Consider the following 15234-nt stretch of genomic DNA (forward strand, 5'->3'; position numbering starts at 1 on the left):
GCGAGTGCATCGGTGCAAAGTGATGTTCTCATGTGGTTATCTAGTTTGTAGCCCATAATTTGTTTAGAATAAGCATCTGTAACAATGGCTAAATAATTATGACCGTATTGTGTTTTAATGTAAGTGATATCGCTTACCCATAGTTGTTCTGGTCGAGTAGGAAGGTGGTCTTTTACTAGGTTCTTATATTTTTTGTACATATGGTTTGAGTTTGTCGTTGTGATGTAATTTTTAGTTTTGGGAATCAAAAGATTATTTAGTCTGAGGAAGCGATAGAACTTGTCTCTGCCTATCTTAATATTAGCGTTTACAAAGTCTTGCTTTAGTTCTGTATGTAGTTTAATACCCCCATTTTAGAACCTACTTTTTTGCGGTAGTCCTTGACTATTTTAATCATTTTTTTATGATCTATTTCTTTTTTCTGTTGAGTTCTTATCCTTTTGTAGAAAGCTTGTTTAGATATCGCAAAACATCCATAGAGCCATTTTCTTTTATACGCTGTTTTTTCTTTTGCTCTATCTCTTTTGATAACGTTTTGGATAATGACTTTTTTGACATATCGACGCCTGTAATTAGTTCCATATCAGCGATAATGTCTTGTTGGAAATCTTTTTGAAACTCAAGTTCTTCAATTTTTTCCTTTAATCTTTTAATCTCATCGTTTTTACTCATACCAGTATTTTGTTGCACTAAAGTACTGTATTTTCTTAACCAATAGGAAATAGTTGTTCTAGGAACGTCATATTTTTTGAAAGCTTTATTGTTGGATAGTTGACCATTTAAGATTTGGTCAACGACTAAAAGTTTAGTATCTAAAGTTGCTTTTTGATAGCTTTTTTTTCGCCATTGTTCATTTTGTGTTTTCATAAGTGACTGTAATTAATTGCTTAATTTTTAGTCAACCTATTTCAGGAAAGTTCAGAGTGGTAAATTACGCACAACGATTTTGTATATGATTTGTTGCGTATTTCGAGCACCTAAAATAGTAAATAAAAACGGAATAGGAAATCCGCCAAGGATTTTCGTAAGTTTGTAAATCACCAGCAATAAATTATATACGGTGTTGCAAGTAGTGATTTTCTAACTATATTTTCCATTTCTTAACTTTCTATTTCATTTCTCTCTCTTTTCATATTTCAGCTTAAAATTCCGCACTAATTTATTCATGATTCATTTTTAGAGTTCCATTTTATTTTTCATTATTTTTTCGTGTTTGAGCTTAAAATTCCACCTTAATTAATTTCCGTCTATTTATTCACGATTCATTTTCAGCGTTCAATTCTGTCTTTTTTCACGCTTGAGCTTAAAACTCCGCCTTAATTAATTTCCGCTTATTTATTCACGCTTCATTTTTCAGCGTTCAATTCTGTTTTTCTCTTTTTTTGGATTCATTTTCTAAAAATAGAGTAGCAGTCATTTTTAATTTTTCCAGCGCAATATTATTCAATATTAATTTCTAGAAAAGATAAATCACTAATTAGGAATTTCTGGCTGAAATTCCGCCATTACTTGCAACGTTTTGTATATGATTTGTTGCGTATTTCGAGCAACTAAAATAGTAAATAAAAACGGAATAGGAAATCCGCCAAGGATTTTCGTAAGTTTGTAAATCACCAGCAATAAATTATATACGGTGTTGCAAGTAGTGATTTTCTAACTATATTTTCCATTTCTTAACTTTCTATTTCATTTCTCTCTCTTTTCATATTTCAGCTTAAAATTCCGCACTAATTTATTCATGATTCATTTTTAGAGTTCCATTTTATTTTTCATTATTTTTTCGTGTTTGAGCTTAAAATTCCACCTTAATTAATTTCCGTCTATTTATTCACGATTCATTTTCAGCGTTCAATTCTGTCTTTTTTCACGCTTGAGCTTAAAACTCCGCCTTAATTAATTTCCGCTTATTTATTCACGCTTCATTTTTCAGCGTTCAATTCTGTTTTTCTCTTTTTTTGGATTCATTTTCTAAAAATAGAGTAGCAGTCATTTTTAATTTTTCCAGCGCAATATTATTCAATATTAATTTCTAGAAAAGATAAATCACTAATTAGGAATTTCTGGCTGAAATTCCGCCGTTAAATACAACGTTGTTGTATAAGATTAGTTGCGTGTTTTAAGCACTAAAGTTAGCAAATAAATCACAGATAGAAAGTCCGCTAGGACTTTCGTAAACTGGCTATAACCAGCGATTAATTTTATACGGTGTTACCAAACGGTTTTTATAATCCGACATAATCCGTTTCTTTTATCTCCAATGTTCCAAGTCGGTTATTATTTATTTTGATTGAATACCAAACTCTCCATTGATTGTCCGTATCTGGAACAGCCAAGTCAGAAGTCAGGTAAATATTATTTCCAACAATGCTGTCAATTTCTGTTGAGAAAAGATTGCATTCTGCGTAAAATTCAGGAATTAGTGATTTTTCAAAGTCAGTTCTGTCGATTTGTTTTTTGTCAACAATTGAGTCAGTCAAAAGTTTAAAATCAGTCACCATTTTGTGAGAATGGTCTAAATACGCTTGTTCTCCATCTTGAGCTAAATTCCTAACAATTGAACTATCGTTTAAGCTATAGGTTTTTAATTCAAGAGTATGTTTAAAGTCAGAAATTTTAAATTCTTTTTTACTTGAAATGGTATCAAGAATTAAAGCCCAATAGTTATTAATTGTATCCTTTTTCTTTTTTGATTGGATAGTTTCTAATTCTTTTTTTAGTTCAGATTTCGTTTCTGCTTTTAATTCCGTTTTTGGGTTAAATTCAGACTGGGTTTTGTCCGTTTTTTTTCGGTCGCAACTTGATAGAATCGAAAATATTAATATTAAAGACAGAAGTTGTTTCATTGTTCGGTTTTCAACTGTTTGGTAACGTTTTTGTGTTATGAAAAGTTGTGTATTTGTGAGCGGCAACTTTTCCGCAGGAAAAATTGACAAACGCAAATACACACTAGCTTGTGTTAAAGCACTAAACTAAACAATTTTTTATACACATTGTTGCCCACAGTAGTTTTTTTCGGCTTGTAACTCATTTTTTTTGTTTTTTTAATTCAGGGTTTGAGTAAGCAAATCCGCAAAGCTTTTCAATTCCGCAAGCTTGCTAAATTCCGCAAGAGTAATTTCAGCGTTTAGCTCCTATTTCCATAACGTTTATAAATTCCGTTTGAGTGAAAAGTCCGCAAAGTTGCTCAAAAATCCGTTGTGATTTTAATTCCGCATTTGAGTGAGATTCCAGCGTAATATATTCAGTATTTTACTCTGTAATATTCAGCTATTTTTCAATTCTGAATTAATTGCGTCTGAGTCTTGGATTCAATGTTCTAACGCAACAAAGCGTTGTTAATTTTTGATGCTACTAAGCTATGTTTTTTATTTCAATATCCATCATTTCTTTAGGGGTTTTGTACGCTATAATTTTCCGAGGTCTATTGTTTAATTTTTGTTGAATAATTTGGAGTTGATTTTCGCTAATTTCATTAAAATTAGTACCTTTAGGTAGATACCTTCTAATGAGTCCATTTGTGTTTTCGTTGGTGCCTCTTTCCCATGAAGAATATGGATGTGCAAAGTAAATTTTCATACCTGTTTTTTGCGTTATTTTTTGATGTCTTGCCATTTCAATACCGTTGTCATATGTCATTGATTTTTTATAAATAGGATTTAATTTATTTAATATTTTACTAAACTGATTGGCAACTTCCATCGCTTTTTTCGATTTTAGTTTGATGATTAAAGTGAACCTTGTTTTGCGTTCAACAATTGTTCCGATAGCACTTTTATGGTCTTTTCCAATGATTAAGTCTCCTTCCCAATGTCCAACTTCATCTCTAAGTTCAATATGCTTAGGTCTATTGTCAATACTGACTTGATTGCTTATTTTAGAACCACCACCACGTCTTTTTTTATGAGGTCTCCGCCTTGTTTTTTTACGAACTAGAAGTTTGATTAATTTTTTATTTAAACTAGCTTGTGGTCTGGTGTAAATGTGTCTATAGATAGCTTCATGTGAAATAGACATTATTGGGTTGTTTGGATATACCTCTTTGAGTCTTCCTGAAATTTGTTCCGGAGTCCAGTTTGATAAAAGCCCTTTATAAACAAAAAATTTGAGTAGGGAATAGGTGCTTATTTTATCAAGGTTTCTTTTGTTCGCATAATCATCTTTAGCGTTCCAATGTGCTAATTCAGCATCGTATTTATCTTCTTTATTTCGTACCCATTTAGATACTTCTCTAAAGATTGTTGAATGTGCTCTTTTTAATGTTTTAGCAATATAAGATTTAGACTTTTTTTCGTTTAAAAGAGTCTGAATAATCACTCTTTCTTTTAGAGTTAAACGTCTATGCTTTTTTATTTCCATTTTACAAATCTATAATTTTAGATTTGTTGCGTTAAGTTATTGAATGGAGCAATCAAAATCAATTTGCTCTAGTTTAGCAATACAATTTTTGTCTAATTTATTTTTACCAAACTCTAATCTTTGCTTGTAAACCCAATAACCTAAACTTCCATATTTTTCATCATATCTTGATACTTGTGTGTTACCAAATTGTATTTTGTAATCAATTAACTCAAGATAGTATTCATTCCAACTTTTACGTTTAGTATAAGACTTTTGATTGGTCTTTATTTCTTCCTTTTCAAAATTCAATTTTTGTTGACCAGTAGTCCGTGCGTCTTCTTTGATTTCAATTAATCCGATAGATACTAATTCATTGATTTTTTCTTGACTAAGCTTGTTGTTGTTTACGGCATTTATTTGAAACTTTAACCAGTTATAAAGTAGCCTATATTTATTAAGATGTCTAGGAACATCAAGATGTCCATATTTGGCTTTAAACTCTTTTAGTTCGATATATCTTTCATCCCATGTAACGTTTTTGCTCTTAGATAAAACTTCATCTAAATCAATATTAAGGCTATCAAGTTTTTTCTTTTGTTCTTTAGTTAGCTTTTCTGGTTTTTTACGAATGTTGTATAACCAACGATATAAAGGTCCATTTTCAGGTTGTTTAACATTTAAATGACCATTTTCAATCAGGTAATTTTTTGCTTCTAAAAAAAACTCTCCCCAATCTCTTCTTCTTGCCTGCCAAATAAATCCTAGACTATCTAGTTTACTGATTTCTTTGGGCTTTAATTTTCCTAATCCTTTATGAACTATCGACCCATCTGATTGTTTGATTCCCTTTTTGTAAACACCACGATATCTGTTAACGAGTTTACCTAGTTTAGGAAAATCTTTTGAATTAATTGGAATATTGGTATGACCGTATTTTGTTTTAAACTCGGCTACTTTATCAATTAAGTATTTTACATTATTACCTCTAGGTTGAAAATTGAAATCGAGTTCTTCTAATTTAGTTATTTCACTTATACTTAATCTACCTGCCTTATAATCTACTCGTTGTCTAACACACCATGTACCTAATGTTTTATTTACATAACGTGCTGGAACATCTGAATCCCCATTTTCATCATAATATTCTTTTAATTCTCTATATCTTAAATCCCAACTATCATTAGTTTTTTCTATTATTTGGTTGAATAAAGAAGTCTTTAGTTTTTCTTTAAATCCAACTAACTTAATAATGCGTTCAGTTTCATCGTTCGAAAATGAAAATTCTATTTTTGTATTTTTATTTTTCTTTCCTTTTTTAAAAGCGATTTCATTTATTTCAGCTTGTAATCTTTCATCATGGTCGCATAATGAACGTATTACTTGAATTACATTTTTAAATACACTTTGGTCAATAGCTCTTTCAACTTGTTCTTCTTGCCTGTGAAAAATTGGAACTACTATATATCCCAAAGTTTTTTTACCAGTTCTGTCTTTTCTTAAAGCTCTACCAGCAGCTTGTACTATACTTACTTTTGAGTTTTTTGGGTCACAGAAATATATTAAATCAATAGTAGGCACATCTACACCTTCTGTTAAACACCTTGCATTAGCAACTATACCAATATCTCTTTTTGAAAACTCTTTTAGGATAGCTTGTCTAATACCAGAACTGTGTTTACCGCTTACATATTTTGAAAAAATAGATTCGCCAAACAATGATGAATGCCTTTCTGAAAATGATTTTGAACCTTTTACTGTATGATGGAATGATAAAGCATGAAATGCTTTATACTTTTCCATTGCTATTTTTAAAGCATAATTATGAGCATATTCATCAATGGTTTCATCATTAGTTACAAAGTTTCTTTGGTCTAAAAACTTTTTAACTTCAATATCACTTACACCAATTCCAATTATTTTATAATCACATAAAATTTCTGGTATCGCTTCTGCAAAAGACATTCTATGAGCTTCTTTTCCATAAACTCTTTCGTTACTCATATCATATAAGAACTTAATCTTATCTCCAAGTAAATTCTTTAATTGTTGTGACGCTACTCTAGGTGTAGCAGTCATATAAAGTCTCTTATCTACATTTATCCTGAAATTTTCGTGAATTATACCGAATACTTTTTGTTTATTGCCTGCTGTCTTATGTGCCTCATCACAAATTGCAAGGTCAAATTTGAAACCTTTTGTAAGATTTATTGCCTTTTCTACTTCAGGAAGTGACTGATATGTACTAAATACTATTTTGGACTTGCCTTTTTGATTATTTAAAAAGTTACTAATATCTTTTGGTTTCAAACTGACATTTCCTCCAATTTCAGATAGCGAAAACTCTGTAAGTTGTGCATCTCTATCAATATCTTTTTCAGAACAAACACATATGTATTTGTATTTAGTTCTTTTGTGTTTTGCCCACTCATTTTTCATTTGTCTAAGAAGAGCAAGTGAAGGAACTAAGACGATTGTGTTTTCAGGGTTTAATTGTTCTTTAATCCAAAGAGAAGTTAAAGATTTACCAGCACCACATGGTAAAATAAGTTGTCCTCTATCATTCTCTTCAAAGTGTTTTTTTACTTTGTCAATAGCTATTTCTTGATGTGATAATGGTTTGAATTTTTTAAAATTGTTAGGTTTAAGTCCATTTAAAAGTGATTCAATATCTCTAAAAGTACTTGGTTCAATTGCATCTAATTGTTCAAGTAGTACTTTTTGATTAATTTCTTTGTCAGTTTGGTTATCAATTTCTTGAACATTAGAAAAAACAATTAATCTATCACATTTGTTGCCGTAGGCAACAAGGTTTGCAAGTTTATCTTTAGACCAATATATTTTTCTATTCTCCAATGTTCTGTATTTACTCTGAACACCAACAAATAATTCATCTTCATTTTCAAGGATTAAGTCTATTCCATATTCGATATCTGAAAAACCAAGTTTTGCTTTTATTCCATATGGAATTTCATCAAAAAGCCAAACGTTTTTGTATTCGTCCTTATATGCTGGTTCAGTAAGAAAATAGTATTTGCAAAAAACCTCAAATAAAGTACCTCCAAGTTTTTTATCTTTTTTAACCCATTCGTCAAATTTCGGCTTTATGTCGTCCCAGGTTTGGACGTCATTTAAAATTTTGAGTAGTATTTGTTCTTCTTGAGTCAATCAGTTTTCTCGTTTTTCTCGTATTGGGTACAACGATTTTGTATATGATTTGTTGCGTTTTTGAAGCACTAAATTTAGTAAATAAAAACGGAATAGAAAATCCGCCAAGGATTTTCGTAAGTTTGTCAAGAACCAGCAATAAATTATATACGGTGTTATGTTTATCGGTTTTGAGTTCTAAATAATCTTTCTACTTGAAATTTTATTCCGCTCTTTTTTCCCGCTTCAAAGCTCAATATTTTTCCCGCTTTCAATGCTCAAACTCCCTATTTCTCGTTTCCGCTTTAAATTCCCGCTGTTGTGCTAAAATCGTTTCTTTCCACAGATTTTTTCCAGCTCAAATTTTATTTTTAAATGATTCTTTAATTTTTCCGTTTTATTCAATTTTAAGATTTCCGCCGTTGTGCTAAAATCTTTTCTTTTCACAGATTTTTTCCCCGCTTTAATTGAATCTTTAATTTTTCATTCTATTTCTAACTAGTCTTAAATAATTTTTAACGGTGCAATTTTCTCTTAAAATGGAGGAGAAGATATTTTCATTTTTAGCTTTTGAGTATTTCTTTTCGGCGTATAATTATGGCAATTTATTTTTTAGAACTCCTAAAATACAAATTAGGAATTTCTGGCTGAAATTCCGCCGTTAAACATAACGTGTTTGTGTATGATTAGTGGCGTGTTTAAGCACCTAATTTAGCAAATAAAAACCAGATAGAAAATCCGCGAGGATTTTCGTAAGTAGGCGAGAACCAGCCATTAATTATACACGGTGTTGGCATTAGTATTTTATCTTTTTATCGCTCTCAAACGTGTCATAACTGTATCTCCAAAAGGTGTCAACGTCCAATAGGTTTTTGTGTCTCGAACACCTCTTTTTTTAATACTTTCTGTCATTAAATTCAAGGCTCTTAACTGAATCTTTATTGTTTGATAGTCTGAATCATTTAAACTGAAGCTTGTGGGAAACCTTTCCTCATCTTTAAATTTCTTTTGTAGTTTACTATATTCCTTATCTCTAATCAATTGATTTATTTTACTTCTGATAGGTATTTCGGTCGATTCATCAATCATTAAAGGGCTTATTTCTCCAAATATTTCATTCCAACTTAATTCAGTTTTAGATGTATAATTAACATCTTTAATTCGCCAGTCTTCTCCTTGTGCTGTAAAAGAGAAGTTTAGTTCAATTTTGTCATCTCCTTGACTTAATAGTTCAGTACCTTCAGGTGCTTTTGTTTTAGTTTTTTCTAATTCAACTTTTAATAAATCGATTTGTTTAGTTAATTCTAAAATTTCCTTTGTACTATCTTCGCTTGGTAAGTATGTTGCTTTAACCCAACCTGGTTGGGGTTTATCTTTAATTAATCTCACTAAACTACGACTTACAACAGAACCTAATTCCATTGGGCTTTCGTAATATTTACACATTTTTTGCTGCGCAATTTTTTTGAAATCTTCAAGTTTCTTTTTTAATGCTTTCTCACTTTCTGATTTTCCAGCTGGAATATTATCTGGTTTTTTATGTAAGAAAGAAATAACAGGAATCCCTTTTTCTACTGCATATTCATATTCCATTTGAGTATAACTTATTCCTTCTGTATTTACTGAACCATATCGTCCACCAATAATAAGAATATAGTAATCACAATCGTCAATTAATCTTTTTATTAAAGTCCATTGGTCATCGTCAGCAGCAGGAAATAATTCCATTCCAACTGGAATACAATCTAATTCCAACAAGGCTTGCATTACTTCTTGTCTTTCGTCTAATAAGTCCTTATATGTTGAACTTACAAATACTTGATGTTTTACTTCCATTCTGTTTTTTCGATATTAATGCCAACGTGTTTGTATATGGTTTGTTGCGTGGTTTAAGCAACTAATTTAGTAAATAATTACCGACCAAGAAAGTCCGCGAGGACTTTCGTAAGTAGGCGAGAAGCCAGCAATAAATTATATACGGTGTTATGCCACGTTTTTATATTTCAGGTATCTCAATTCCCTTAATGTTTTTGTATAATTGAAGTGCAAACAAATCTGTCATTCCTGACATAAAATCTAAAACGCACATTATTTTGGCATATTCACTTTCGGTTTCTTCAAATCTATATTGTACTGGAATCAAGCTCAAAACTTTCTTATGTCTCTTTTTTCTATCCTTTTTTGGAATTAATAATGCTTCGACAAAATCCTCTATTAGTCCAGACATAATATTAAATCCAGCTAGTTCAATTTTAACAACTGAATAATGATTGTATAATTTCTCTACAGAAATCTTTTCTATTTTTTCTAATATTGGTCGAGCTTTGACTATATCTTTAATTAAAGAGTTTTTGTACTTTCCTTGTATAATTAGGTCTTTTTTATCTATGAAAACTTTAGATGCCAGTAATATTAATGCGTTAATACTTTTAGCTCTCAAATATGCAATTTGTTCATTAGCATCATTTTCTAATTCCTTAAGAGTGTTTTTTACGTGCGTAATATCTTCTTCTTCGTTAAGTTTAATGATTTTTAGAAATTGTTTTTTTACCTCTTTCGTGGTTAAAATACCTAAACGATGAGCATCTTCGAAATCAATTATATTATAGCATATGTCATCAGCAGCTTCTACAAGATATACGAATGGATGCCTAGAATAAACTCGTGGTTTATCTTGCTCCTTTATAAGATTAGTTTCATTTGCGATAAGTTCAAAAGTTTTCCTATCATCATCAAAAAAACCAAATTTGCTTCTGTGTTTTCCTTTTGTTTCATCAACAGCAAGTGATTCACAAGGATACTTCAAAATGCTAACAAGTGTCGAGTAAGTCAATCTATATGCTCCTTTCAAACGATGCTTTAATTGTTTTGTTAAAAGCCTTAAAGCATTAGCATTACCTTCAAAATTTGTTAAATCCTTCCATTGTTCGTCTGAAAATAATTCTCTAAATTTTGTATCATTTTCTTTGTCTATAAAATATTTTGAAATTGCATCTTCTCCAGAATGTCCAAATGCTGGATTTCCCATATCGTGTGCTAAACAGGCAGCTGCAATAACATTTTTCAGATGATTACGATAGAATTTTCTAGCATCGTCATTTTCGTTTATTTCAGGTATTTGATAAAGTTCAGTTCCAACTATTTTTCCTAATGATTTTCCAACACTTGCAACTTCCAAAGAATGAGTCAGTCGGTTATGCACAAATACGTGTCTCGGAAGAGGAAAAACCTGCGTTTTGTTTTGAAGTCTGCGAAATGCAGAAGAGAATATTAATCTGTCATAATCTCTTTCGTATTCAGTCCTTGGACCTCGTGTTTCAATATCAACACCAAATCTTTTATTACTGAAGCAATTTGTCCAATTCATATGAGTTTTTTTTAAATGCGGCATAACGTTTTATATATGGTTTGTTGCGTTTTTGAAGCACTAAATTAAGTAAATAAAAACGGAATAGAAAATCCCCTAAGGATTTTCGTAAGTAGGTTCGTACTAGCAATAAATTATATATTTTGTTAACCTGCGTTTTTTTTATTAAAATACCGATATAAAATCTCACATTTTTCAGCGTTTTTATTCGGCGTTTAACTTGTCTAAATTTTCATTCCTAATTTCACAAACAGGCTAAAATTCTGCCGTTTCCACTTCAGAATTACAAACATATTTTTCCGTAATATTTTTCAAAATCTGCTGCTTTACGATTCCATTTCTATTGGATAAACAGGCTAAAATTCTGCCGTTTCCACTTCAGAATTACAAACATATTTTTCCCATAATATTTGTCAGAATCTGCTGCGTTATAATTCCATTTCTGGTTGCGTAATATTTATCAGAATCCTACTTTTTTAAACCGCTTTTTTGCCAATATTGCGTGTAATTTGGCTTAATGCAGGTTAACGTTTGGTATATGATTTGTTGCGTTTTTGAAGCACCTAAAATAGTAAATAAAAACGGAATAGAAAATCCGCCAAGGATTTTCGTAAGTAGGCGAGTACTAGTAATAAATTATATACGGTGTTGTGCCCAGTTATTTTAAACGATAGATTGTTTTGTTTTTTTCTCCTATTTTTTCAAATAAATCTAATTCAGCTCCTTTCTTTAAATCTCTACTTGCTGTTGCTGAAGAAATGTCTTTAAAAATATCCATATAATTTTTTCTTGTAAATTCAGTTTTATTTAATGAAATATAATATTCTAATCTCTCTTTTTCATTTAATGTTCGATTATTAAAATCTAATAATTCACTTATTGAAATGTCAATCACGTTTAGCATATATTCAATAAATTTAGTCGATTTTCCAGATTTATCACTTTCTGCTAAAGCTTTGTAATACTTTTCTTGGTCTTTACTGATTAAAGTTTCAAAAGGTAAAAATTCAAAAATTGGATATTTTTCCATTAGAATTAAAGTTTGCCATAATCTTCCCATTCTACCATTTCCATCTAAAAATGGATGTATAAATTCCATTTCGTAATGGAAAACACAACTTTTAATTAATTCAATTTCATCAGATTTTTTCAAATATTCAAAAAGGTCTTTCATTAAGTATGGCACATTTCCAAAAGGTGGTGCTAAATGTTCGACTTTTGATCCTTTTACAATTCCCACACTTTGATTTCTATATTTTCCAGATTTTTCAATTAAACCTTCCATTAAGTTTAAATGTGCTTTTAAAAAGGATTTTTCATTAAAAGGATTATATTCTTCTAAATTTTCGTAAATTTTAATTGCATTTAAAACTTCAAGAACATCTTTTTTAGGCCCAATAACTCTTTTGTTTTCAAGAAGTGCAGTTATTTGTTCTTCTGTTAGTGTGTTCCCTTCTATTTTTAAAGAAGAATGAATAGTTTTAATTCTATTCTGTTTTCTTAATTTAGGAGAAGGTTTATTTAATAAATTAGCATTTACTTCTCCTATTTTCTCAGAAATAGAAGTTATTAATTTTAAAATAGAAGATGTTATTTCGTAAGGTGGTTTCATTTTTGATACTATCATTTGATACTATCAAAGATACAATCATTTAATCTGAATTATCTTATGAAACGAGTTTTTTTATTGGGCACAACGTTGTTGTATAAGCTTTGTTGCGTTGTTTAAGTAATGAATTTACTAAATAAAACACGAACGGCGAAATTCCAGAGGAATTTCCTAAGTGAGCTAAAACCAGCAATAAAGTTTATACGGTGTTGTAGGTAGTTGTTATTCCTGCATTTTTAATATTTTAGTCAATATCATTAAGCATCTCCAAAGTGTTAAAGCTAAAACTGTTAATCCTAAAACATTGTAGAAAAATGTAAATTTTAAATATTCTTGTTTCAATCCTAGCTTTAAACTGTAACCAAAAACAGAAATAAAAATCAATGATTTAATGCAGTTTTTTAATATTTTAACTGTCATAAAATATAAGTCTGATGCAAAAAACATTTCAAATAGTGAGTTTTCATTTGAGTAATTTTCTTTTGAAACTTTAGAACTACTTTTGAATGTTATAAGCACAGTTAATAAGGTTAATATGAATCCTGTACAAGTTAACCCTATATTTGATAAATCTGATGTCATTGAAAGTGAACGTTCGCTTTTCGGTAAGCATATATAATTATTCCAATTTAAATAAAAAAGTATACCAACTATAAAAAGTGCGATTAAATAGTCCCACAATATGGGGTTCTTAAAGTATTTGTCTAATATCATTCTATTCCGAAATTTATCATAAATTCATCAAAATCCGTTTCAATTAATTGATACCATTTCCTTCTATTTGTTAATGTTGACATATCTACTTCTTTAATTATTTCTGCTTTCCCTTTTAACAAGTTAAAAAAATGTTCTTCTCCTTCTTTGTCTTCATATTTAACAACAAAGTTATCAAAGCAATCAATGTTAAACGGTCTTGATTTAAATTTTCCTATTAAATCTTTTACCATAGATGTTGCTTCTTTGTTAAACTCAGAGCTTGTAACGTTTTTACCAGGCGTTTGATACATTGCCTCTATTTTAATGAATTTAGGTTTTAATTTTTGTCCAAAAGAGTTTATTTCTGTAAAATATTTTCCAACTAAATCAGTATCCATTTTAGCCATTTTTCTTGGTTGAATTTTTATATCCATATTCAAGACATTTTTTAAACTAGCTAGTGTTTTGTCAATTGTATTACTCATATACAAATTAACATTTGTGATTTTGGATAATTTTAAAACATCCCGAGCTACATTTCTTAAATAATATTCAACATCTTTCATTCGTGGTCCATTATGATTGTACTCAATACAAATTACTGCGTAATTTCTACTGTAATCAATATAAAAATGAGTTTCCTCTGCAATATCTCCAATTGTTGCAATAGGTAGAAGTCTAAACTCATCAATCGGTTTGATTTTAGGTGTTCTTCCAGAACGTAATAAAGCCATTGAACACATTATACGTCTTTGTACAGGTTTGAATACTGCACTTATTAAAAATAATTCTCTCGGATTTTCATTTGTTCTATTTCTATGTCTATCAATCAAATGACCTCTCCCATTAAGAAGTTCTTGTGTTAAGTATGTAATAACTTGGTTAAGAATTTTATCACTATTGTATTCGTCTGTCAGATGTGAGTATGGTGTAAATCTTAATGAATAAAGGTGGAATTTTATTATTTCATCGTTCATATTTTCTTCTTAGTTCAATCTTGGATTCAATGTTCTAACGCAACAAAGCGTTGTTAATTTTTGATGCTACTAAGCTATGTTTTTTATTTCAATATCCATCATTTCTTTAGGGGTTTTGTACGCTATAATTTTCCGAGGTCTATTGTTTAATTTTTGTTGAATAATTTGGAGTTGATTTTCGCTAATTTCATTAAAATTAGTACCTTTAGGTAGATACCTTCTAATGAGTCCATTTGTGTTTTCGTTGGTGCCTCTTTCCCATGAAGAATATGGATGTGCAAAGTAAATTTTCATACCTGTTTTTTGCGTTATTTTTTGATGTCTTGCCATTTCAATACCGTTGTCATATGTCATTGATTTTTTATAAATAGGATTTAATTTATTTAATATTTTACTAAACTGATTGGCAACTTCCATCGCTTTTTTCGATTTTAGTTTGATGATTAAAGTGAACCTTGTTTTGCGTTCAACAATTGTTCCGATAGCACTTTTATGGTCTTTTCCAATGATTAAGTCTCCTTCCCAATGTCCAACTTCATCTCTAAGTTCAATATGCTTAGGTCTATTGTCAATACTGACTTGATTGCTTATTTTAGAACCACCACCACGTCTTTTTTTATGAGGTCTCCGCCTTGTTTTTTTACGAACTAGAAGTTTGATTAATTTTTTATTTAAACTAGCTTGTGGTCTGGTGTAAATGTGTCTATAGATAGCTTCATGTGAAATAGACATTATTGGGTTGTTTGGATATACCTCTTTGAGTCTTCCTGAAATTTGTTCCGGAGTCCAGTTTGATAAAAGCCCTTTATAAACAAAAAATTTGAGTAGGGAATAGGTGCTTATTTTATCAAGGTTTCTTTTGTTCGCATAATCATCTTTAGCGTTCCAATGTGCTAATTCAGCATCGTATTTATCTTCTTTATTTCGTACCCATTTAGATACTTCTCTAAAGATTGTTGAATGTGCTCTTTTTAATGTTTTAGCAATATAAGATTTAGACTTTTTTTCGTTTAAAAGAGTCTGAATAATCACTCTTTCTTTTAGAGTTAAACGTCTATGCTTTTTTATTTCCATTTTACAAATCTATAATTTTAGATTTGTTG

General features: G+C 30.0%; 11 protein-coding genes (1 of these 11 cut by a window edge). All 11 read right to left on the reverse strand.

Features of this window, described 5'->3' with window-relative positions; genetic code table 11:
• A protein-coding gene (locus tag ACN5J4_RS00060) for a DDE-type integrase/transposase/recombinase (protein ID WP_418650134.1) crosses the window boundary here: on the reverse strand, positions 1–200 show its 5' portion. It extends 130 nt beyond the left edge of the window; the window shows 200 of its 330 coding nt (coding positions 1–200); the start codon lies at positions 198–200; its stop codon lies beyond the left edge, outside the window.
• A gap of 232 nt (positions 201–432) precedes the next feature.
• Positions 433–867, reverse strand: coding sequence for a helix-turn-helix domain-containing protein (locus tag ACN5J4_RS00065; RefSeq protein ID WP_418650135.1), 435 nt, complete (start codon positions 865–867; stop codon positions 433–435).
• A gap of 1355 nt (positions 868–2222) precedes the next feature.
• A complete protein-coding gene (locus tag ACN5J4_RS00070; protein WP_418650136.1) occupies positions 2223–2843 on the reverse strand; it encodes a hypothetical protein in 621 nt (206 codons plus the stop codon).
• A 508-nt stretch (positions 2844–3351) separates the two neighbouring features.
• Entirely contained in the window at positions 3352–4356 is a 1005-nt protein-coding gene (locus ACN5J4_RS00075) for an IS30 family transposase (RefSeq protein WP_418649941.1), read from the reverse strand.
• Between the two features lie 36 nt (positions 4357–4392).
• Positions 4393–7503 carry a Helicase associated domain protein gene (locus ACN5J4_RS00080; protein WP_418650137.1) on the reverse strand — a complete coding sequence of 1037 codons (3111 nt, stop codon included), beginning with the start codon at positions 7501–7503 and terminating at the stop codon, positions 4393–4395.
• Between the two features lie 783 nt (positions 7504–8286).
• Positions 8287–9318 (reverse strand): DUF4062 domain-containing protein, encoded by a 1032-nt coding sequence (locus ACN5J4_RS00085; RefSeq protein WP_418650138.1) that lies wholly within the window; start codon positions 9316–9318, stop codon positions 8287–8289.
• 160 nt (positions 9319–9478) lie between these two features.
• Positions 9479–10849, reverse strand: a complete 1371-nt coding sequence (dgt, locus tag ACN5J4_RS00090) for a dGTP triphosphohydrolase (RefSeq protein ID WP_418650139.1) — start codon at positions 10847–10849, stop codon at positions 9479–9481.
• Between the two features lie 658 nt (positions 10850–11507).
• Complete coding sequence (locus ACN5J4_RS00095; protein WP_394801462.1) at positions 11508–12461, reverse strand: Fic family protein; 954 nt, start codon at positions 12459–12461, stop codon at positions 11508–11510.
• 219 nt (positions 12462–12680) lie between these two features.
• Positions 12681–13040 (reverse strand): hypothetical protein, encoded by a 360-nt coding sequence (locus tag ACN5J4_RS00100; RefSeq protein ID WP_418650140.1) that lies wholly within the window; start codon positions 13038–13040, stop codon positions 12681–12683.
• A gap of 128 nt (positions 13041–13168) precedes the next feature.
• Positions 13169–14131 (reverse strand): hypothetical protein, encoded by a 963-nt coding sequence (locus tag ACN5J4_RS00105; protein WP_418650141.1) that lies wholly within the window; start codon positions 14129–14131, stop codon positions 13169–13171.
• A gap of 69 nt (positions 14132–14200) precedes the next feature.
• Positions 14201–15205, reverse strand: a complete 1005-nt coding sequence (locus ACN5J4_RS00110; RefSeq protein ID WP_418649941.1) for an IS30 family transposase — start codon at positions 15203–15205, stop codon at positions 14201–14203.
• Between the last annotated feature and the right edge of the window lie 29 nt (positions 15206–15234).

It is taken from the genome of Tenacibaculum aestuariivivum (assembly GCF_964507685.1).
GTDB classification, from domain to species: Bacteria; Bacteroidota; Bacteroidia; order Flavobacteriales; family Flavobacteriaceae; genus Polaribacter; species Polaribacter aestuariivivum.